Annotated in this window: 25 protein-coding genes and 2 riboswitches; of the genes, 6 read left to right on the top strand and 19 right to left on the bottom strand. The window is 46.0% G+C overall.

Annotated elements, in window-relative coordinates:
• Positions 1–12: 12 nt before the first annotated feature.
• From kdpA to ACFWMP_RS25250, 3 genes are all read right to left on the bottom strand, one after another.
• Positions 13–1689: a potassium-transporting ATPase subunit KdpA gene (gene kdpA / locus ACFWMP_RS25260; protein ID WP_379424964.1), complete on the bottom strand. Its 1677-nt coding sequence runs from the start codon at positions 1687–1689 to the stop codon at positions 13–15.
• Positions 1690–1701: 12 nt separating this feature from the next.
• Positions 1702–1779 carry a K(+)-transporting ATPase subunit F gene (gene kdpF / locus ACFWMP_RS25255; protein WP_076101420.1) on the bottom strand — a complete coding sequence of 26 codons (78 nt, stop codon included), beginning with the start codon at positions 1777–1779 and terminating at the stop codon, positions 1702–1704.
• Between the two features lie 132 nt (positions 1780–1911).
• Complete coding sequence (locus ACFWMP_RS25250; protein ID WP_042184555.1) at positions 1912–2322, bottom strand: hypothetical protein; 411 nt, start codon at positions 2320–2322, stop codon at positions 1912–1914.
• A 190-nt stretch (positions 2323–2512) separates the two neighbouring features.
• Positions 2513–2702: riboswitch (cyclic di-AMP (ydaO/yuaA leader) on the bottom strand.
• 420 nt (positions 2703–3122) lie between these two features.
• Positions 3123–3288, top strand: a riboswitch (cyclic di-AMP (ydaO/yuaA leader).
• 133 nt (positions 3289–3421) lie between these two features.
• On the opposite strand from ACFWMP_RS25250, the gene ACFWMP_RS25245 reads away from it, so the two are divergent.
• The 3 genes from ACFWMP_RS25245 (at position 3422) to ACFWMP_RS25235 (ending at position 4931) form a co-directional block, all read left to right on the top strand.
• Positions 3422–3913 (top strand): hypothetical protein, encoded by a 492-nt coding sequence (locus ACFWMP_RS25245; RefSeq protein ID WP_379424963.1) that lies wholly within the window; start codon positions 3422–3424, stop codon positions 3911–3913.
• A 16-nt stretch (positions 3914–3929) separates the two neighbouring features.
• Positions 3930–4439 carry a hypothetical protein gene (locus tag ACFWMP_RS25240; RefSeq protein ID WP_052404137.1) on the top strand — a complete coding sequence of 170 codons (510 nt, stop codon included), beginning with the start codon at positions 3930–3932 and terminating at the stop codon, positions 4437–4439.
• A 132-nt stretch (positions 4440–4571) separates the two neighbouring features.
• The gene (locus ACFWMP_RS25235) at positions 4572–4931 is read left to right on the top strand and encodes a hypothetical protein (RefSeq protein ID WP_156113045.1); all 360 of its coding nucleotides are present in this window, start codon (positions 4572–4574) and stop codon (positions 4929–4931) included.
• 27 nt (positions 4932–4958) lie between these two features.
• Here ACFWMP_RS25235 and ACFWMP_RS25230 read toward each other — a convergent pair whose 3' ends face one another.
• The 13 genes from ACFWMP_RS25230 to ACFWMP_RS25170 all read right to left on the bottom strand — a co-directional run bounded on the left by ACFWMP_RS25230 (position 4959) and on the right by ACFWMP_RS25170 (position 16550).
• Complete coding sequence (locus ACFWMP_RS25230; protein WP_379424962.1) at positions 4959–5180, bottom strand: hypothetical protein; 222 nt, start codon at positions 5178–5180, stop codon at positions 4959–4961.
• Positions 5181–5214: 34 nt separating this feature from the next.
• Positions 5215–6504, bottom strand: a complete 1290-nt coding sequence (locus ACFWMP_RS25225) for an ABC transporter permease (RefSeq protein WP_042184549.1) — start codon at positions 6502–6504, stop codon at positions 5215–5217.
• The gene (locus tag ACFWMP_RS25220) at positions 6497–7399 is read right to left on the bottom strand and encodes an ABC transporter ATP-binding protein (protein ID WP_042184547.1); all 903 of its coding nucleotides are present in this window, start codon (positions 7397–7399) and stop codon (positions 6497–6499) included. The genes ACFWMP_RS25225 and ACFWMP_RS25220 overlap by 8 nt, the downstream gene beginning before the upstream one ends.
• 4 nt (positions 7400–7403) lie before the next feature.
• Positions 7404–8333, bottom strand: a complete 930-nt coding sequence (locus tag ACFWMP_RS25215) for an ATP-binding cassette domain-containing protein (RefSeq protein ID WP_042184545.1) — start codon at positions 8331–8333, stop codon at positions 7404–7406.
• 19 nt (positions 8334–8352) lie between these two features.
• Positions 8353–8748: a GntR family transcriptional regulator gene (locus tag ACFWMP_RS25210; protein WP_042184543.1), complete on the bottom strand. Its 396-nt coding sequence runs from the start codon at positions 8746–8748 to the stop codon at positions 8353–8355.
• Positions 8749–8808: 60 nt separating this feature from the next.
• On the bottom strand, positions 8809–9537 hold the full coding sequence (locus ACFWMP_RS25205) for a hypothetical protein (RefSeq protein WP_042184538.1): 729 nt from the start codon (positions 9535–9537) through the stop codon (positions 8809–8811).
• A 955-nt stretch (positions 9538–10492) separates the two neighbouring features.
• The gene (locus ACFWMP_RS25200; RefSeq protein ID WP_042123812.1) at positions 10493–10957 is read right to left on the bottom strand and encodes a DUF420 domain-containing protein; all 465 of its coding nucleotides are present in this window, start codon (positions 10955–10957) and stop codon (positions 10493–10495) included.
• 26 nt (positions 10958–10983) lie between these two features.
• On the bottom strand, positions 10984–11904 hold the full coding sequence (gene ctaG / locus ACFWMP_RS25195) for a cytochrome c oxidase assembly factor CtaG (RefSeq protein ID WP_076300136.1): 921 nt from the start codon (positions 11902–11904) through the stop codon (positions 10984–10986).
• A gap of 82 nt (positions 11905–11986) precedes the next feature.
• On the bottom strand, positions 11987–12313 hold the full coding sequence (locus tag ACFWMP_RS25190) for a cytochrome C oxidase subunit IV family protein (RefSeq protein ID WP_042184535.1): 327 nt from the start codon (positions 12311–12313) through the stop codon (positions 11987–11989).
• Between the two features lie 5 nt (positions 12314–12318).
• A complete protein-coding gene (locus tag ACFWMP_RS25185) occupies positions 12319–12945 on the bottom strand; it encodes a cytochrome (ubi)quinol oxidase subunit III (RefSeq protein ID WP_042184533.1) in 627 nt (208 codons plus the stop codon).
• Entirely contained in the window at positions 12942–14789 is a 1848-nt protein-coding gene (ctaD, locus tag ACFWMP_RS25180; protein WP_379424977.1) for a cytochrome c oxidase subunit I, read from the bottom strand. Before ctaD ends, ACFWMP_RS25185 begins: the two co-directional genes overlap by 4 nt.
• A 127-nt stretch (positions 14790–14916) precedes the next feature.
• Positions 14917–15963, bottom strand: a complete 1047-nt coding sequence (gene coxB / locus ACFWMP_RS25175; protein WP_042123804.1) for a cytochrome c oxidase subunit II — start codon at positions 15961–15963, stop codon at positions 14917–14919.
• A gap of 398 nt (positions 15964–16361) precedes the next feature.
• Complete coding sequence (locus ACFWMP_RS25170; RefSeq protein ID WP_042123803.1) at positions 16362–16550, bottom strand: hypothetical protein; 189 nt, start codon at positions 16548–16550, stop codon at positions 16362–16364.
• 470 nt (positions 16551–17020) lie between these two features.
• Here ACFWMP_RS25170 and ACFWMP_RS25165 point away from each other — a divergent pair, with 470 nt between their 5' ends.
• The 3 genes from ACFWMP_RS25165 to ACFWMP_RS25155 all read left to right on the top strand — a co-directional run bounded on the left by ACFWMP_RS25165 (position 17021) and on the right by ACFWMP_RS25155 (position 19536).
• A complete protein-coding gene (locus tag ACFWMP_RS25165; RefSeq protein WP_340973948.1) occupies positions 17021–18037 on the top strand; it encodes a serine hydrolase domain-containing protein in 1017 nt (338 codons plus the stop codon).
• Positions 18038–18129: 92 nt separating this feature from the next.
• A complete protein-coding gene (locus tag ACFWMP_RS25160) occupies positions 18130–18468 on the top strand; it encodes a DUF4870 domain-containing protein (protein WP_379424961.1) in 339 nt (112 codons plus the stop codon).
• 111 nt (positions 18469–18579) lie between these two features.
• Complete coding sequence (locus ACFWMP_RS25155; RefSeq protein ID WP_379424960.1) at positions 18580–19536, top strand: diacylglycerol/lipid kinase family protein; 957 nt, start codon at positions 18580–18582, stop codon at positions 19534–19536.
• A 99-nt stretch (positions 19537–19635) separates the two neighbouring features.
• On the opposite strand, the gene ACFWMP_RS25150 is transcribed toward ACFWMP_RS25155, so the two are convergent.
• From ACFWMP_RS25150 to ACFWMP_RS25140, 3 genes are read right to left on the bottom strand one after another with little or no spacing between them, the layout of a single operon-like run.
• Complete coding sequence (locus ACFWMP_RS25150; protein ID WP_042123794.1) at positions 19636–20229, bottom strand: xanthine phosphoribosyltransferase; 594 nt, start codon at positions 20227–20229, stop codon at positions 19636–19638.
• A 42-nt stretch (positions 20230–20271) separates the two neighbouring features.
• Positions 20272–20574, bottom strand: a complete 303-nt coding sequence (locus ACFWMP_RS25145; RefSeq protein WP_042184527.1) for a hypothetical protein — start codon at positions 20572–20574, stop codon at positions 20272–20274.
• A 22-nt stretch (positions 20575–20596) separates the two neighbouring features.
• Entirely contained in the window at positions 20597–21415 is an 819-nt protein-coding gene (locus ACFWMP_RS25140; protein ID WP_042184525.1) for a TrmB family transcriptional regulator, read from the bottom strand.
• Positions 21416–21432 lie beyond the last annotated feature (17 nt).

Raw genomic sequence — 21432 nt, 5'->3', positions numbered from 1 at the left:
TTCTCCCTCTTCCTACCGTAAGGTTAGATATTCTGCAATGGGGCCGAGTACAATGACCGGCAGGAACGTCAACGCACCGATAATCACTACTGTACCAATCAGAATTCCCGTAAACAGTCCATTGTCTGTGCGGAACGTGCCAATCGTCTCAGGAACCGGCTTCTTCTTAAGCAGAGAATCTGCTACCGCCAGCATTGCAATGATAGAGACATAACGACCTAGCAGCATGACAATCCCGGTTGTGACATTCCAAAAAGTTGTATTGTCTGCAAGCCCTTCAAATCCTGAACCATTGTTCGCGGCAGAAGAGACATATTCATATAACACTTGGCTGAGTCCATGGAATCCAGTGTTCGTAATCGCCCCTTGCCCCAAATCGGTCAGGAACGCAGCTGCGGTTGGCACAAGGATAATGAACGGATGCACAAGGATCGCTATGGCAATCAGCTTCATCTCCTTGGCCTCTATTTTCCGTCCGAGGAACTCCGGTGTCCTGCCGACCATGAGACCGCACAGGAAGACACCCAGAATCGCATACATCAGCATATTGATCAGTCCGACACCTTTACCACCGAAGACATTGTTGAGCATCATCAGTGCAAGAGGCGTAATGCCTCCCAGCGGCGTCAGCGTATCATGCATATTGTTAACACTACCTGTCGTAGCTGCGGTTGTTACTGAAGTAAACAAGGAAGACTGCGGTATGCCGAAGCGCACCTCTTTACCTTCCATACTACCTTGTGAAGATTCTATTCCTAGTGCATTGATCGCCGGATTGCCTTTCGATTCAGCATAGAAGTTTAGGCTTAATAGCAGAACAAACAAGGTCATCATTGCGGTAAAAATTACCCAGCCCTGACGTTTGTTCTTGGCAAACAATCCGTACATATAAGGGAGCGAAGCTGGCAGCATCCACATAGAGAGAATCTCTAGCACGTTCGTAAGTGGATTAGGGTTCTCAAAAGGATGCGATGAATTGGCTCCGAAGAAGCCGCCACCATTGGTGCCCAAATGCTTGATCGATTCCAGAGAAGCTACTGGACCGATAGCAATTTGTTGCGTTTGCCCCTCTAGTGTAGTGACTTCAAGCGATGGCTTGAGTGTTTGCGGCACATGTAGTCCTACCAGTACCAATGAAACCAGCAGAGCTAGAGGAATGAATACACGAATATGTGCTTTAACGAAATCCTCGAAGAAGTTCCCGACTGATTTCCGTCCTGTGATCCCTCTGACAAAGGCAACCGCAACAGAAAATCCGCTCGCTGCAGACGTGAACATCATCATCGTGATGACAGCCATTTGTGAAAAATACGAAAGTCCCGTCTCCCCGCTGTAATGCTGCAGGTTTGTATTAGTCATAAAACTAATCACCGTATTGAACGAAAGCGTCTGTTCCATATCCGCAATTCCATTCGGATTTAGTGGTAAACCCCGCTGCAATCGAAGAAAGATATAGCTGAAAGTAACCAGTACGATATTCGTTAAAACAAAGCTGAGCGCATACTTCTTCCAGGACATACCGTCCCGTTTTTTCAGGCCGATCAGCTTAAAAATTCCTTTTTCCATACCTCCAAACCATCGATCCGTACGGTTCGGTTCATTAGAAAACACATAATATAAATACGTGCCCATCGGCTTAACCAGCAAGATGAGAATTACGATTACAGCAACAATTTGCAAAATGCCCATGAATGCCCCTCCTTAAAATTTCTCCGGATGAATCAATGCATAAACCAGATATATAAACAGCAGTAGGGTAACAGCGATTACTAGAATCACAGCTTATCCCTCCCCGTATCCTCAACTACACCTGCACACCAGCGCATAAATCCATAAAATAACCCGTAAATTACAGCTAACGAAGCCACCATATACAGATCCATCATATCTTCCGCACTCCTTCTTTTATCCTTAATGAGGTGATCTATCTACCAGAAAATCAGCATCACCGCTGTGGGAATAGATTACATAACTCGCGCCAAGTCTTTTATAGACCAATCTAGGATTTATTGAGCTTGTAATTACAAAAATCGGCTGTGTCGTCCAGGTACGGCACATCTGAATGTAACGGCAGCATAACGTAAAGCTGCTCTCGAACAGATATACCCGGCCTACCGGAAACGGCGGGCGAAACCAAGTATTCTGATGGCGGGTATCAACTAGAACGACTTGTTCAATCCCCATCTCTTCGAGTAGGGCCTTCTCAGGCAAGTTGTTGGTCAATCCGGCCATCTTAATGCCTCTGAATTTTAGAAGCTTAATAAAATGTTCGCCTGCCTTCGTTGGCGCACATACCAGTACATATTCATTCTGATCTGTCATCTCTTATTCTCCTCAAATGCTTTGCTTGTAAGATCAGAGCTTGATCACCCTGATCTTGAAAAAAAAGCTACCGCTAATGATGAATATAACGACCTCTTCGTGAGGTTTTCCATAAATGCTTTGCTTAAAAAAGCACAGCAAAAAGCCACAAAGGATTCTCCTCTGTGGCTCGCTAGCGGTCACATTGCACTCATCCTCTCTCCATACGCTTACGAGGTTAGCTGTCGGATTCGGGCGGTGAGAGTCGCCCTACCTGTATAGATGCGAGCTCACTGGCATCTTCTACAGGATTCACCCCATAACCGGCTTCCGACTCTCACATCGTCTGCCGATTGTTGGTTCCCCCGCTTTCCTTATCGGAAATTAAGCGGATCAAATATTCGATTGTTGTTGAAACAGGAGTAATCATACCCTTATGCAGGAAGTATTGTAAAACCTGATTGATGCCAAAATAATGCAAATTAAAAACTATTTTCGCATTGGATAGCGCTTACTTGATATCCAATCTCTCTATATCTCTTGTTTACTCGAGTTTCAATCCATTAGCGAAAAACGGTCATACCATGTGATTTTATTCACCACGATTAGTGAAATCACCAAAAATCGCCTATATAAGAAAGGAAACAAGAAAGCGAGATTAAGCGAGGAAGAAGCCCGATAACTCGCAATAAATACCTATTTGGTTCCCTTTTTCGTCGTAGTAGGCAGGATTTGGTTTAAATTGCGCTCAAAAGAACACTTTCTGTTTTTACAGAAACACCTTGAAAAGAGTATGATTCGGGTTGAATCTATTTCACGAAATACATTCAACGCTGAGTTCCTGCATTTGCAGGGAACGGGGGAACCATCAGGCCACATGGCCTACTTGGGGTGAATCCGAAGGAGACTGTTCAAGTCTCACATAGGTAGGGCGACTCTCACCGTCCGAATCCGACAGCTAACCTCGTAAGCGTAAAGAGAGAGACCCTTGATCCGCCACGCTTTGGCACAGGTGTGTGTATACCTGTATTCCAAAACCGCAGCAGAGGTCCTCCTCTTGCTGCGGTTTTTGCGTTACCTGAATCTATAGGGTGATAGCATGCTGGACGGGGTGAAAGGAATGAAACACTATTATTGGGGAACTCAGCAAGGGCTACTTGAGCCGATAAGTCTAAATTATGTTTGCTTTGGAGCGTTGTGGTTCGAAGAGGATCATCACAGAACTATTGTCGGCTATGCTTTTGGTCAGAAGCAGATTGAATCACTTCGCCATTTCAGCAGCCCATCTACCTGTGAATACTGTATGGACCGAACAATTATATACGAAATATATAAAAATATCCGAGAAAAGCAACAGCTGCAGGATTGGTCAGCACACCAACGTTTTCCGTGGCTCACCGCTTTTAAGGAACCGTGGAAAGAAGTTGCAGTCGGTTGGTACGTAATGAGATCCGGCAACACCTTTCCCTTACATTTATCCGTTATACGCAAACAGAAATTCCGACTATGGCTGGAGCATGCCGCAGTCTGTGAGAATGAAGCTGAAATGCTCGCCTGTATAGAGAAGGCTAACGTCATTCACCATGTAAATCTTAAGCTTTTGGAAACCTAAGGAGGAGAAACCTGTCATGGACCAGCGAAGACTATCTCGCATAGAAGTATTCGTCTTTGATTCACCAGAGCCTATTCACTATGGAATGGAGGCTGATCAAGACAGCCGTTATGGCATCCTGAAACTTACCTGTAAAGGAGGTAGCAGCTGGGGGGCATGTCTTATCTCTGCCAATACCAAAACTTTCGATCTTATTAAATGGAGTTCTTTTCTCAGAATGATATACCATTGCCGGCTAGAGGAAGCGATAGATAAAGTACGTACCCATGGTTCAGAGTGGGATCAGACTCAGTTTGAGCTAGTGCAAGGTGCTTTACAGGATTTAAAAGCCAAGCTGCAGGGTAAATCCTTGGCAGGGCACATTGAGCAAGGTCGTCTGTACAGAGCTGTCGCTGGTGGGAGAGATTCCAAAGGAGGGCGGCTATATTATAAACCATCCAGTGTAGCGCTTCAAAAACATAGTTATCCAGAACCTGATACCGCCGAGCTTATCAACAAATCCATTTCTTACTTTTCTTTATTATAAGTTCATCCCATAACCCATTCTGAAAGGATCGTGTTTATCATGCCTGACCCCTTACCTTCCGAATCACCCCGTAGAACTATATTTGCAGAGTGTGTTCAAAAGTGCACGAATGATATCTATACGCTCAGTTCCATGTTGTTACAACAATCAGTAGAAGCCGAGAAGGTTACTATCCGTACTTTTAAAGAGCTTCATAAAATATTCCGTCAAAAAAGCTTCGACAGCCAGCTATTCTCTATCGAGGCTTACCGCTCTTGTATCCGACAATGCGCCGATTATTACGCACGCCGGTCTCTTCTGTCTGCCAAGACATTGCCTTGGGAGGAACAGCTTATAAAAACGATGTGGTATGGCCTAAAGCTATCTTTACCTCAAATAAGCATCATTCTGCAAAAGAGTGTTCCTGTCCTAAAAGCACAGCTTAGGCGTGTGCGGGAGCAACTGACTGCTCAAGAGGATTTGCTGCCTAGTGGTAATCTATCCGTTGTCTAACTCCCTCAACTATCTTCCAAATAACTTTTACGATACATACACAAAAAATAAAAAAGCCACGGCATCTGCCGCGGCTTCCTTTCCGTACATCCACAATCCCGCAATCATCCCCACCATGGCAATCCCAGTCAATACACCCTGAGTGAAATCCATTAAAGTGGACCCATTGGTCGAGAGCATTCTACTAACCGTAGCCAGAGATACCGAACTCATTAAAAGCATCATATTGTATTGTTCACTTTTAGTCATGTTTACCACTCCTTAAAAGTTTATATGAAGCCACTTAGATCTTGTAAGCCTTCATCGCTTTTCTGATCTCTTTAATACTTGGACGTTTGCCGTACATCAATACGCCTGTGCGATAGATCTTGGCAGCCAACCATCCAAAGATGAACGTGGTAACAAGCAGGATGGCTAATGATACAATAACTTGCCAGATCGCTACTTCACCAACACCAATCCGGAGCAGCATGGTCAATGGAGAGGTGAACGGCACATAACTCGCTACCTTAACCAGCAGAGTGTCCGCATTGGAGATACTGAACAGTGGAACATAGAATGCTACGAAGCCTAACATCATAATCGGCATAACCGCTTGGCCAAGATCCTCTGTACGGCTGACAATTGAACCTACAGCTGCATACATCAAGGCATAGAGGAAATAACCTAGTACATAAAGAACAATTCCATAAAGCAACAAGTTAATATTAAGCTGGCCTAAATCCAGGTCTAAATCTTTCAAAATCGTTGCATTATGCGGAAGCTTAAGATTGACAACTACCGCTGCGATAATGACGCCAATTTGTAATAATCCTACTAAGAAGACACCGATAACTTTACCGAACATTTGCGCTAAAGGTGAGGCACTTGTAATCAGAATCTCCATGATCCGTGAGCTCTTCTCTGAAGTAATCTCAGCTGCGATCATATTACCGGTCATCATGATAGACATGAAGAACAGCATAAGCATGGCGTATACAATGACGTAATTAATAGGTGGAGCGGATTCCTGCGACGCATCCTTATCTCCCGCAGTCCCATCAGGGTTGAGCTGCTGAGTAGCTATCTGTACCGGTGTTGACATAGCAGCAATCTGCTCCTGCGTCAGCTTGTCGCCAACGACGAACTGGGTGTTGACCTGCTGAAGGGCATTTTGGAGATAGATTTGTACATCGCCCTTCAATTCACCATTTTCACTATGATAAGTAACGGGTGGAAGTCCTTCACCAGTCGGTTCTGCAAAAGTAACATACCCTTCTACAGTCCCTTCATCTAAAGCTTTCTTTAGCTCCGCATCGTCGGCAGAAGTATATTGCACAACTTTTGCCTGCGGCATTCCTTCAGGTGAAGTATAAGCCTTCAACAACTCTGCAGCCTGATTTCCATCTTCCGCGATCACAGCAATTTGAGTCTCTGCGTTTGTTGTAGAATCTCCCTTAAACTGATCGATGATGTACGGAAGATTCATCCCAATGCTGAGCAGCAACACTAGAATTAACGTAGTAATCATGAATGATTTCGTTCTTACTTTATTTTTAAAGGTAAAGCCAATAATTGTCCCCATCTTATTCATGAGATTCACCCACCGCTCTGATAAAGATTTGATTTAACGTTGGTTCCTTAATTTCAAAATGCTCCACTTCACCCTGCGCCATCGCCTGCTGTAGGATACGTTGTGCTGCGCCGATCTCACTGATTGACAACAGATAACCTCGCTCCTGTCGCTGTACTGCTGTTACACCTGCAATTGATTCTAGACCGGTCACTTCGTTATCCGTACGCAACAATACTTGTTCACGAGGATATCCACTCTTAATCGTACGAATATCGCCCTGCACGACAGTATTGGAACGATCCAAAATCGTAATATTACGGCAAAGCTCTTCAACATGCTCCATCCGGTGAGTAGAGAATAAGATACTCGTTCCTTGATCACGCAATTCTTTTACCGTATCTTTCAGTAGTTCCACGTTAACAGGGTCCAAGCCACTGAAGGCTTCATCAAGGATGAGAATTTGCGGCTTATGAACGACTGCGGCGATAAAGCCCATTTTCTGCTGATTCCCTTTGGAGAGCTCTTCAATCTTCTTATTGTAGTAATCCGGAACCTCAAACCGATCGAGCCAGTAGCGAAGGCTCTTATCTGCATCACTAGCCGACATCCCGCGCAGACGTGCCAAGTAGACGATTTGATCGCTTACCTTTACCTTTGGATATAATCCTCTTTCTTCGGGCAGATAGCCCATGATTTGCTGAAGTTCGCTGTTATACGACTTTCCATTATACAAAATATTCCCGCCATCAGGGTAAATTAGGCCAAGCACCATGCGCATTGTGGTTGTTTTCCCTGCACCATTTGCCCCCAGTAATCCGTAAATTTCCCCCTTGCCTACCGTTAGGTTAATTCCGTTTACAGCGGTTTTTTCTCCATATTGCTTCATTACACTTTCCAGCTTTAAGGCTTCCATTTCTCTAGTCCCCTCTCTTGTGATCAATCAGGATAGGACGGTGTCCCTGTGTCCATAAACCCAATATTTCGTCCAATTCTAAACTGCGACTCTTGATAACCTTTACGCCCAAGTCCTGAATGCGTTTCTCGTTCTTAGAAAATTGTTCTATGATAAAAGAAGCTACACCCGGTGTATCCATGGTAAAGTTTATACCTCCCGGTAATTCCGCTGATAACTCAGCAAGCTCCTCTTCACCTGCAACCTGTACCCATACCTCGGTCCAAGTACCGAATAAACTGTCTTTCTCGGCCATACCCAGCAGTTCACCTCTATGCATAAGCATGATATAATCTGCCAACCGCCGCACCTCTTCCACAATGTGTGTAGAGATGATGATCGTAGCGTTGTTCTCATCCATATATTTAAGCAGCGTCTCGATCATAATCTTCCAGGCAAAGGGATCAAGACCTGATGAAGGTTCATCCAGTAGCAGCAGACTTGGGCGTGACGCAAGTGCTGCGGCAATTTCGAATTTCCGACGCTCACCCTTAGACATCTTAGAAAGCCTCATATGATATGGAACCTCAAAGCGATCCATTAGATCCTGAAAATACGACTCATCCCAGTTCGGATACCAATGCTGTCGAAATTGAGCGGCCTCTTCTGCATTCCAGTGGTTCTCCTCAGTAATCGACGTCTCAGGAACATAGGCAATGGTCTGCCGCAGCTCCAGAGGCAACCCGCTATCATACCTGTTCTCAAACCAATATATCTCGCCTTCCTCTGGATTGGTCAGCTGCATCAGTAGATTCAGTAGCGTGCTTTTGCCAGATCCATTCTGACCTACCAGGGCTGTAATATATCCTCTTGGCAGATTCATGGTCAGCGGTCCTATCGTCTTGTTTCGCCGCTGTTTAAGTACATTCCGCAATTCTATAGCCATCTGTACCATATGAATATGCGCCCCCCTTTCATTCCTTTGCTCTATACTTGCGTTCTACAATCTCCATAAAAATCTGCTCAAGTTCATCCTTGCTGCAATGTACCGATCGGCCGATATCCACAGCACTTTCAAGTGCTTTGCCTACCGTGTCTCGTTTGTATTCTTCCATTGCTCCGTCGCCTATGTGGGATACAAAGGTACCTGTTCCTTGTCTCGTTCGCAGCAAACCTTCGTTCTCCAGATCCTGATATACGCGCCGCACTGTAATTACACTGCATTTCAGATCTCCTGCAAACTCACGAATCGAGGGCAGTAGCGTACCTTCTGTAATGACTCCGCTAATGATTAATGATCTAAGCTGAGTCTCTATCTGATGATAGAGGGGCTCTGCACTATTTTCGTTGATTTGTACCGGTATCCACATTATTTACACCTCGCCTTCCACTCTAGCGTGCTAGAGCGCAGTCCTTGCCATTCCGATTTTTTATACGAGATTGCGACTCTTCAGTCGATGTATAGTCCATTTAGAGAATAACTGCACAGATATTGTCCCCAGCAGAAGTGATCCCCACATGATCGGAGATAACAGCCCCCACTCCTTGGAATAGGAGATACTGTATAAAAACAAATTACCTCCCCCAAGTGTAACTAGGAATGATATTCCCCACGATAACACTACGATAAGCAATGTTAGCCATAGATAAGCTTTGCCGCTAAAAAGATACTCAATAAAAATATATAGACCTGAGACCATGAATCCGAAGCCGAGCCATGTAATGGCAAAAGCTATATACGAGGGAACCGCCAGCTCTGTCCGGAAATTTTCCCCTAACAAGTAAACAATACCGAAGAATAACGTACCATTTAGAATAAAGGAGCAAACTCCCTGAAGTTTTCTCCGCGATAATATTACTGCAGCTGGAATTGGTAAGGTTCTTAAGTAAACCAACATTTTTGTGTAAGAGTCTTCACTCCAATATTTCATGGAACGGCGAGAGAATGTTAATCCCAATAAGGGTATAAAGGAAAGAAATAAGAAATCCGTTATCATCGTCCGATCCTGCTCACCTAGTACGTCATTTGCTACCAGGCTAGTCATTCCACCAAGATAACACATAAAAATAACTGTTATTACGAGGGTCCCTAATATCTTTAATTTGTCTCCGCGAAAATCAGAGCGCAACATAAACCATGAATCTTTTAATGTTCTCATTAAAACTAACCTCGCTTTACAATGTCTTCAGCGTCTAGCAGAAGCAGGTGTTCATATCCCTGTGCTTACTGTATATATCTATATACACAGTATATGTCCTTAATTTACCATTGTCAATCCTGTAAATGGAAAACATTCAAGTTGATTAGGAGGTATGCGCTCCCCCCTTTGGAGAAGGCTTTGCACGTATGGGAAACTGATCATTATCAGGATTAACTAATCAGAGGATTAAACATAACTTATGGAGAGGTTGAATATGAGCGAAGGACGCGGAGTGAGGACAGCCTCATTGTTGCTTCGCCAATGGGTTGTAGGTGTAGGGCCAGTTGTTGCGGCTCGGTGGGGTGATTGAAGGGCGGGAGCGACTCCTCTGCGGGTGTGACCACTAATGGATGCGACTCCTGGGGTGTGCGGATACTACTGGGTGGTGTGAACGCTCGATCGATGAGAGGGCTCGGCGGGTGCTACTGCTGAGTGGATGTGACCGTTCGGTGAGTGTAACTGCTAGTAGAAGCAACAATTAGGGGAAATCTCCCTCTAATTACTTGGATTTATCCTGAAATCATCGTTTTTAGGGAATTCCTCCCTATAAATTCAGCCATTTCTGCGTTTTAGAGCTTAAACGGTTAAAATACAGGGGGAAATTCCCTAATTATCGTTTTCCGAGCCCAAAACTCATCTTTTTCAGGGAGGTTTTCCCTAAAAATAAGTAAATAGAATGCTTCACATCACGCCACTGTTCATATCACGAGTGATTTCACAGTTCAATTTTACAACTTCAGCACTCCCCCAACTCCATAAACTAAAATAAGCCCGTTATCCATCATCCCTATTTAGGAACGAACAGATGCACAGGCTTATTTCATTACTATTCACACAAATTCATGTAAGATTCGCACGCATATTCACATGCTCTTTTCACACGCCAATCACAAGCTCTATTCACGCAACTATTTTACGCGCCCAAAATAACTTCCCATACTGGCTTGGTATGTCCACCTGGATACAGAACATAAAGCAGCACATACACCATGACGCCAGTAATCGCAGTAATGAACCAGATTATAGATGTTACTCTGCCCCACTTACGGTGCTTGGAGTACTTCGCCTTAAATCCAAGAGTTAACGTAGTAAGTCCGAATACCGCAGCTACCGTTGCCAGCACGATATGGAAGATCAGAAACACTTGATAAATCGTCTGAAGTTCATCAGGACCACCCCATGAGGTGTTTCCCACAAACAACGTTCTAGATACGTAAACAATAAAAAACAGGAGCGCGGCGATTGCGGCAGCAATCATCGTCTTCTTGTGCGCCTCGCGTTTGCCCTTAATGATGAGCCACCAGCCAATAGCTACGAGCACCGCACTAAGCACGATGAACGATGTGCTAATAGTTGGAAACACCGTAAAAATATCCATGATTCTCCTCCTTGGCAGTCTACCAGTTATGCACGGGTCAAGGTGCTCTCCTCGAGTGCTGAGGAAGGCGTCGATAATTCATCGCCCTCTTGTCCGTTCTCTTTTTTATACCAATGATAGAACACATAAGCAAGCATAGAGGCAAAAATAAATTCCTGAATGAACTTCATCGCGATACCTCCCACCTGCTGATCCACTTTTGGTGACAACAATGAAAAGAACGCAGGACCCCCAAAATTCTGAAGTAAGGCAGAAGGATCACCCGATATACAATAGCCCATGGCAAGTGCCCAAGTCTCCGGATCACTGTAAGTAGCATAGAGCGGTTGATCTGCAAAAATAATCAGTCCGCATGCTGGTGTCAGCAATACCATGTTTAGAAAAATAAACCCAATCTTGCCCAGTCCACTCGCCATTCGACGCTCCGGTAACGGATTGATCAATGTCCACCACATTAAGGCAGCTGTTAGGAATAAAACAATATAGTAGATTCGGTGAACGGTAAAATGCAGCATCACATAATCATGGATAACAGGAATATGGTACAAGGAAAATAGTCCATTAAACAGTAGAGCAGCTACCACCGGTCGAGCTAAAAAAGACAACCGGCGAAATGGATTTACTCTCAATATGCTGCGCCAGATAAAATCTGGAATCCCCAGCATAATCAGCGGCACCGCCACTAGGTATGACAAGGCCATACTAACCATATGGAAGGAAAACATCATATGTCCTAATAGACTAACAGGACCGCCTTGTGCAAGATAAAGCGCAAGCATTCCGCACACAAATAGTGCTCTTCGCCAGAATGGAACCGGAACTGAATCGGCATGACGTCCAGCAATCGGACCAATCCAAACGAAATAACCCGCCGTCAGCAGCAGCATGACCGCCAGAAAAAGCGGGCTCCATAGTTCTGCAAAGCTAAAATATTGTAATCCGAGCATAACCCTAACCCCTCCTAGCGCAGGATCTAGTTAAACACCAAAAAGAGGGGGCATCTCAGCCCGCCTCTTTCTTTATAGTCCGTTAATTCCACCAAACCCAATACAGCGACATAATAATACAGGTACCGGCGGTAAAAAAACCACCCAGCATGAAGATAATCGGTATTAGATGTCCTTTATCTTTCAGGTGCATCCAGAAGCCCATCTGCACAATGACCTGAATGACTGCCATCACCAGGAGTAGAATAACCGCAAAGGTGGCATTCACCCCTCCAGCCGCAACAGCGGCGAAAGCAATTAAGGTCAAGACAATGGACAGTATAAAGACAACAATATGCCTCTGTGGCCCTTCATGCCGATGACGATGCTTATACCCGTCATTCTCTGGCACATGCTGATCTGTCGTCATAGTGTCTAGCCCACCTTTCCAAGTAGGTATACAACCGTAAAGATGAAGACCCATACCACATCAATAAAATGCCAGTACATGGCTGACACATACACTTTTGGTGCAGTAACTACGGTTAATCCTTTACGCATGAGTTGCCCAATCAGGATGGCGATCCATGCAATCCCGAAAGCTACGTGCGCACCGTGGAATCCTACTAATGTATAGAATGCCGAACTAAATGCACTTGTAGTCATTCCGAAGTCTTCGTGTCTCACATATTGAGTAAACTCATAGATCTCCAGAATCAGGAAGCCAAGCCCTAAGGCTACAGTTACCAAAAGCCAGTTACGAAGCACAGCCGGACGGTTCCTATGCATCGCTTGGATAGCGAATACACTCGTCAGACTGCTTACCAAAAGAATGAATGTTGCAGCAGCTACAAGCGGCAAGTGAAACAATTCATTCGCCGATGGCCCCTCATTCGTCTGATTACGCAATGCGAGGAACGTAGCGAACAACGTACCGAACAATACCGCTTCCCCACCTAGAAACAACCAAAAGGCAAGAACCTTGTTTCGTCCTTCGAGCGTAGCTTTTTCCGGCTCGTGAGGAAATTCTTCCTTAGAAGCTTCTGCATGTGCCGTTGTCATGTCCGCTCACTTCCTTCCAGCTCTTCAGGTTCAATATGCCATCCATGATCATCATACAGCGAACGCAACAGCATAGATCCAAACGTGATGATAAGACCGATGGCTGTAACGATATAATTATTAAACATAAAGCTCATAAAGGCGTTGCCGAAGTCATCCCGACTGAACATGAAGCCAAGTCCAGCGATGAAAATTCCAACAGACATAGTAAACGGCAATATAGTTGCAGACGGCATATGGATCGAGCCGACCGGTTCTGCCGGAGTCATGCCTTTATTTCCTGCCATCTTTTCTTTCCAGAATGCATCAATACCACGGATAAGTGGGGTTTGCTTGAAGTTATATTCTGGTGGTGGTGAAGGAATCGTCCATTCTAGTGTACGTCCATCCTCCCACGGATCATTAGCTGCATCCGTCGGTCTTCTTGAAGTTAGATAGATGTTAACCAAGAATATAATCATGCCCACACTCATCAATCCAGCACCGATTGTACTGACTAAATTCAACAAATCGAATTGCTGATTCGGCAAATACGTGAATACCCGACGTTGCATCCCCATGAGTCCAAGGAAATGCTGTACAAAGAATGTCAGATGGAATCCGATGATAAACGTCCAGAAGGTCCATTTGCCCAGCTTCTCACTTAGCATCCGACCAAACATCTTCGGCCACCAGTAATGCAGACCTGCAAACAGGCCAAGCACCAAGCCGCCCACAATAACGTAGTGAAAATGTGCTACAACAAAATACGTATCATGGAACTGAAAGTCAGCAGGCGCAGAAGCCAGCATGACGCCAGTGACGCCACCCATCGTAAAGGTAGGAATGAATCCTGCCGCGAACAGGTTTGGTGTCGTGAAACGTACTTGCCCGCCCCACATCGTGAACAACCAGTTAAAAATCTTGATTCCTGTCGGAACCGCAATCAACATCGTCGATACAGAGAACAACGCATTAGCTACCGGCCCAAGTCCGGTAGTGAACATATGGTGAGCCCAAACCATGAAGCCCAGGAAGGCAATCAGGATGGTAGCGAACACCATTGAGCTATACCCGAACAATCGCTTCCGTGAAAAAGTCGGGATAACCTCCGATATAATTCCGAAGGCAGGCAGAATGAGGATATATACTTCTGGATGACCAAATATCCAGAAGATATGTTGCCAGAGCACCGGATTACCCCCAGCCCCAACCTCGAAGAAATTGGCTCCAAGTATCCGGTCGAATGTCAGCAGTACTAAACCTACTGTAACTGCTGGAAATGCAAACAATATAATTGCGGAAGTAATAAATGTAGTCCAAGCAAACATCGGCATCCGCATGTAGGTCATTCCCGGCGCGCGCATCGTAATGATCGTGGCTAGAAAGTTAATCCCCCCGATGAGGGTACCTAATCCGGCAATTTGAAGACCAATCGTATAAAAGTCTACACCGTGTGTAGTGCTGTATGTACTCGTAGATAGTGGGGTGTAGGAGGTCCATCCGGCATCAGGAGCGCCACCCATTATCCAGCTGAGATTCAGTAGAATTCCGCCGAACAGGAAGGTCCAGAAGCCAAGTGCATTTAGAAAAGGAAAGGCTACGTCACGTGCACCGATCTGTAGCGGTATGACGGCATTCATTAAGGCGAAGATGATTGGCATGACGCCGAGGAATATCATCGTCGTACCATGCATGGTAATAAGTTCATTAAACGTTTGGGCATCCAAAAAATTATTCATCGGCTTGATGAGTTGCCAGCGAATCAGAAGTGCTTCAATTCCGCCGATACCAAAAAATAATCCTCCGGCCCATAGGTACAAAATTGCGATTTTTTTATGATCGACGGTTGTTAGCCAATCCATAAGTCCTGTATGGCGCTTCACACTGTGGCCATGCCCCAGAGGCTTGGATGAATTCAAGGTATGCGCTGCTTGAGCCAAAGTTCGTACCCCCTTTTTCGAAAGTTCCGCCCGCCTTTAGGCTAAGGCATTAGTCCAGCTTATAGTTGGCCAGATACTCAGCAATGCCATCAATCTCCGCATCGCTTAGGCCTAGATCTTTGGGGTTAGGCATCAGATTGCCCGGTTTTACGGATTGTGGATCATGCAGCCATGTTTTGAGATTCTCCTCAATTGGTGCACCATCCTCCCTCGTATCGTCGTTGAGCAGGATCCCTGCAATCGACTCCCGAGAACCAATTCCGGTCAAGTTCGGCGCATTATTAATCCCTTGATCACCTACAGCGTGGCAAGTCAGACACGCCGCTTTGAATTTCTCAGCTAAAGCAGGATCCTCTGGCAGCACAGCTACGGGTGCTTTCATCGAATCTATCCACTTCTGAAAATCTTGCTCACTAACCGATTTCACCTTAAATTCCATGAATCCATGAGACGGCCCGCATAGTTCCGCACATTTGCCACGGTAAACGCCTTCATTAGGTGCACTGAAGCTGAAGCGGTTAATCGTCCCGGCTGGGTTGGTGTCGATTTTACCGGATAGGGAAGGGACCCAGAAGGAGTGCAGCACATCTTTAGTCTCCAGTTCAAAAGCAATATCTTTGCCCACTGGAATAATCAGATCCTGCGCTGTAGTCACCTTGTAATCGGTATACTCAAACTCCCACCAATATTGGTGGCCGGTTACTTTAACCTTAATCGCATCCTTGTCATTGGCATGATCATCTCCTGCGGCGAACACTGCTTTCACCGTTGGAACTGCCAGTACCACTACGAGGATAAGCGGAATGACCGTCCAGAGAATCTCAAGCTTGATGCTACCCTCAACCTGCTCAGGGATTTCATTCTGACCCGGTTTTCGACGGAAACGGATCAGTACATAAGCTGCAATCGTAAAGACAATCAGCAACACGACGATCATAATACTGATCGACAGCTCCATTAATCCATAAGACATTTCCGCCTGAGGCCCCTGTGGTCTGAGCACTGACAAGTCCTCACGGCCGCACCCGGCAAGAAAGAGACCAAACATAGCGGTCATGGGAAGGAGTCGCTTTACAGCCTGCCACGTTTTCATCATTGATCTACCCCGCTTTTCCCGATTTCGTAGGTTCCTGTTTTTTTCTGTCAATTATAACAATCACTATTAATATAAGTTTAAGGGAAAGTTTTGTCAATCGTTCACAACTAGTTCACATTGTAATTTTCGACATAATAATTCCTTGTCCCACCTGCATTTATGCGCATTTTTTGAAAACGCAATCAAATAAAAAATGATCGTTAAAGCGCATTCATTGTGAAATGTGTCTATTAATTCATTTGACTATTTTATGAGAGACAATATTTCTTATTCATAAATGTACATACAAAAAAAACCGATTCCTGCAACAAACGCTGCTCGGGCACGGTTTATAAGAATCCTCGTGGATGTTATTACTCAAAATGATGTCAAAAGTAAGTGACACTCGTATCTGTTAGCTAGGAGACGGATGAATTCATCTTTACCAGCTCATGCTCCACGACCATGGTCAGTTCTTCTTCATAGCCTCCGGTAATCCGATATTTTCGGACGTACTCCTTTACGAATTTCTTGGGATCTTTGGGCCGGAAAATACGTGTCATTTCCCGTAAACTTTCCTTGACTTCGTTATGACCTTTACTTGCCATGATCAGTTCCCTCCCAAAACATTGAAAATGAATGCTCCGTTGTAGAGAATGCATGATGAAAAGTACGCCGTAACCTCGAATGCAAGTGAAGCAACCATTACACATACGTGGCTTGCATTATCCGCCAAAACGTAAAATTCAAAGCTTCAAAGCCTTGAGATACTGGTTCGCCGGTGAAGCAGGTTCGTCGTGATTTGGGCTGAGAGTAAGGACGCCTGTTGAACGAAAGCTCCTTGACACTTTTATTACCCGAAGAGCCACTTACTGAATCACCCCTTTCGGGCCTTATCGTTATATTGTATCATATTCCGGTCCAACTTCCACCTTTCCTTGTAAAATGTGCTAATTGGAAAATTTTTATTTTTTTACAATGTTCTTCGTAAGTCATATTGCTCGTGTCGGGTTAAAATACAATATGCTCTATAGCAGGCCACACCTAGCACATACCACAGCAAGAAAAGGAGATCATTATGGGCCAACCTACACCATTACTGACTTCATCTTATAACGTAGTTCCCGCGATGACTACCGCGCTACCCGAGGAAACTGCAACGCGCCGTGAGGGTCTTGAACAAGCTGATTATGCTATTCAGAAAGAATATCCAAAGATGCATAGTATGCTTATCGCTCGCCATGGCAAGCTCATCTTTGAACGTTATTACGGCAACCATCATGCCGGGGCATTAAATGATCTTCGATCTGCGACTAAAAGCTTTATCAGCGCAATTACCGGAATCGCTATCGATCGGGGAGATATCCCTGATATCGATGTCTCGGTTTCCAAGGTACTTCGTAAACATGTTCCATACCTGCACTCCCCTCATTTATCAAAAATCACTCTCCGTCATCTGCTTACCATGACTTCCGGATTTAGCTGGATCACGGGCAAGAAGCTGGGGGAGCCTTTCGTCCGGAATCTCCATCGTAGTCGCCGCTGGGGTTCCTTTGCTCTTAGTATGAACATAATTCCGGAACATATCGGTCAATTTCAATACCGTAGTATCGACACCCATCTGATTTCGATGATCCTTAGTGAATCTACAGGTCTTGATGCATTCACCTATGCTGCTGAGCATTTATTTAGCCCTCTCCGAATGACTCACACGGCTTGGTTACCGAGTCCCGAAGGACATAGTATGGGACATATTGGTCTGTACTTAAACTCAAGAGATATGGCTAAATTTGGTATATGTCTGCTTAATAACGGCGTATTTGCAAAACAGCAGATCATTCCGAAGCATTGGCTGCAAGAAGCACTAACTGCACAGACTACGGGATACCCGGCTTTTGGAGATTACGGATATCAGTTCTGGGTAGGTACGATGAGCGGCCAACCCTACAAGCTTGCCCACGGTCATGGCGGACAGCAAATCCTTCTCCTACCCAAGTTAGATACGGTAGTGGTCTTTACAGCAGAGAGTAAGACAAACAATTGGAAGAACCCCCGCAAGCTGTTGGAAAAGTATATTATACCCACAATGAGCTAAACATACTTTTTCCTGACAAGTCATAGGCTTTTAAGGAAGAAGGAGTAGCGAACTAACCCCCTTCTTCTCCAAGTAGAAGGAGAGTGAGCCCTTTGTCCCCTTTCAAATCATCCACCGGATTGCCCGATAATATTGCGGGCGCGCTGTGCTATTTTTTCCCTTTTATCGGCGGTGTTGTCTTTCTCGCTCTGGAGAAACGCAACCGCTTCGTGCTGTTCCACGCGTTGCAATCACTGCTTACGTTCGGCGTGCTGATGATTCTCCATGTCCTAACCGGATTTATCCCTTTTCTCGGTTCCCTGTTGAGTGCAATCCTCTCTCTTTGCAGCTTTGCTATATGGCTGCTTATGATCTATCAAGCTTTAAGCAGCAGATGGTATAAGCTCCCTTGGGTTGGGGATATCGTAGAAAGTCAGATTCGGCATCTATAAACACCGCTGAACTAACACCTCTTATCGCTGAAAAGTATTCCCTTTTGCCCATCCACTCCTTACAATGGAAAGACGGGCATCAACGGAATTCTACAGGCTGGAGGAATTTAAATGTATCTATTCATCATAAACCCGCTTTCCGGCGGGGGCGCAGGCGGGCGGACCTGGCATACTGTAGAGGCGCTCATGAAAGAGCGGATGCTGCCATATATGACCTTGTTTACGCATAGCGCAGAGGGTACAGAAGCTCTCGTTCTAAATACACTTAAACACCGTGAGGACTGGAAAGCCGCGATTGTAATCGGCGGCGATGGCACGCTGCACAGCATTTTGGGTGCCCTTCGTGGCAAAGATATTCCCATGGCAATCATCCCTGCCGGCTCCGGTAACGACTCCGCACGCGGCTTCGGCATTCCGCTTTCGACTGAAGCCGCGCTGGAAGCTGCACTTAGCGAACGGTATATCGAAGCCGATCTGATCTCAGGCGCAAACGGACTGACTTTAACAGCCGTTGCCAACGGCTTTGATGCTCAGGTGGCCGAGAATGTGAATGCCAGCCGTTACAAACGGCTGTGCAATGCCATTGGCGCAGGCCAACTGGCTTATATCATCGGCATATTGCATACGCTGATGACGTTTAAGCCATGCCGGGTGAGTGTTGCGTGCGACGGGACGGAGCACGTCTTTGAGAAGGCATGGCTGGTCTCGGTCTGCAACCTGCCCAGCTACGGCGGCGGGCTCTTGATCTGCCCGCAGGCGAAGGCCGATGACGGCCAGCTCGACGTCTGCGTCGTGCACGGGTGCAGCCGCGGGCAGCTGCTGCGGCTGTTCCCAACGGTACTGAAGGGCAAGCATGTAGCTTTGCCCTTCGTGTCGATGCTGCGTGGACGTAGCGTAGCCGTCAACTTCGCAGAGGCCCGGCCGGCGATCGGCGATGGCGAGAGCTTCGGCAAAGGGCCGCTTGCCGTGCGCTGCGAGTCAGGGGCGCTGCGGGTGCTCTCGCCGCTGGCGGCGGTTAGCGCGCAGCGCCATGCCGATCCTGCAGCGGCATGCGGTAGCAACGGGTAATCCATACCCGTGCATCACAAAAAAACAGCAAGAGACAGGCTTATAAACCTGTCTCTTGCTGTTTTGTGTTAACTTCATCCGAATCTACACCAAAGAGTCTTAGCTAAGTAGCCCTTCCTCTTCTTCCACGAAAGAGATTCTTCCGTCCTCCAGTGAAGCGATTCGCACGAGTGATTCTACCCGGTAACCAGCTTCCTGCAGTAACCGATTTCCTGGCTGGAACGCTTTTTCGATCACGATACCAATCCCAACCACACTTCCTCCTGCCTGCTCAACAATACGAGCAAGTCCGAAGGCGGCTTCGCCATTCGCCAAAAAATCATCGACAATCAGAACTCGCTCACCCGGAGCAATGAACTTCTTGGAAACGGTAATTTCATTCGTTTCTTTCTTCGTGAAGGAGTAAACCTTTTCTACATAAATATCCTCTGTCAGCGTCAACGATTTCTGCTTACGGGCAAAAATCAGCGGAACCTCCAGCTCTAATGCCGTCATAATCCCCGGAGCAATTCCCGAAGATTCAATCGTCAGTACCTTCGTAATCTCTTCGCCGGAAAAACGGCGGGTAAACTCACGGCCAACCTCACGCATTAGAAAGGGGTCCATCTGATGATTCAGAAAAGAATCTACCTTGAGCACGCCTTGCCCGAGTACAATACCTTCTTTTAACACCTTTTGTCTCAACAGCTCCATAGTGCTCCTCCTTCTCCCATCAATGAATCCTTTCTCCCCACTTTATAGACCTGTCGGTTTTTGTGGCAATAAATTTCCAACGATAGATTTTAAATTATGGTCATCCTTGCTCTTTTCTTGCCCATTATCATAACCCGTAATTCGGATCTCCACGAAATCGCCCGGATTTACCGGTTTAAAGATCAATTTCTCGCGATCTTCCAGTCTCACGTTAAATTTCATGTCCTTGAACATTTCAACTAGCTCTGCTTCTCCGGGACTTGCTCCTTTATCCAGAAACAGCAGTCCACGCAATTTTTTAGGACCATCCTCATGCACCACTTCAAAATGTACGATACATTCCATGCTTTTCACCTCCCTGTAATAGCTACTGCGCCTGTTCTTCCCCATCATCGCCTGGATCATGCATCACATATTTGCTGTGAATTTTGCTGTAACGCTCACCATAACGTTCTTCTAATTCTGCGCCCATATCCTGCTCCAGCTCGAACAGCACCATTTCCTGTGCAAAATGATTCAATAGCAGATCTACTAACACCGGGTGCTCGGTTACAACCGCTTGCGCCGATCCATCTTCATAGCGCATCCCGAGCATACACCAGCTCCGATCGATTACGAATGAGAACTTCCGTCCATCTGTTCGCTGAGAATCTCTTCCGAGAGGCGGCCATACCGGATAGGCTGCAGGAGCAGCATTGCCACCATCAAACGCCCACAAGAGTCTAACGCCACGCAACTCCGCCTGTTCAAGTTCACTCCGTAGAAGTGACGCTTCCTCACGCCACATATCCACTACGATCTCTTGCTCAGCCATATTAAGTTGGCGAATAAGAGCGCCCAATACATTGCGGTCACCTTCCACATTATAAAACGAAGGGCTAACAGGTCCACCGCGAGGCATCTCACTTTCCATATAAGCCAGTGAAGCTTGAACCCGTCCCGAGATCATGGTCGCAAGCTCCTCTGGATTGAGAACACTGTACCGCGCAGGTTCTCCTTCGCCACATCGTACATATCCCTGCTGCGTAAGGCGTTGTAACGCCGCATACACATTCGATCTTGAAACTCCGAGCTGTTTGGCAACCTCATAGCCAGAAGCCTGACCTTTTGTCGCAAGCTCTACCATAATTTTGGACTCCATCTCCGTGAAGCCCAGATTGCGCAGATGCAGCAGCAGCTGTTCCATCTTGTTGTCCCCCTAAG

The organism is Paenibacillus sp. NPDC058367 (assembly GCF_042723305.1).
GTDB lineage: Bacteria > Bacillota > Bacilli > Paenibacillales > Paenibacillaceae > Paenibacillus_AQ.
This window is presented reverse-complemented; position numbering and strand designations above follow the sequence as displayed.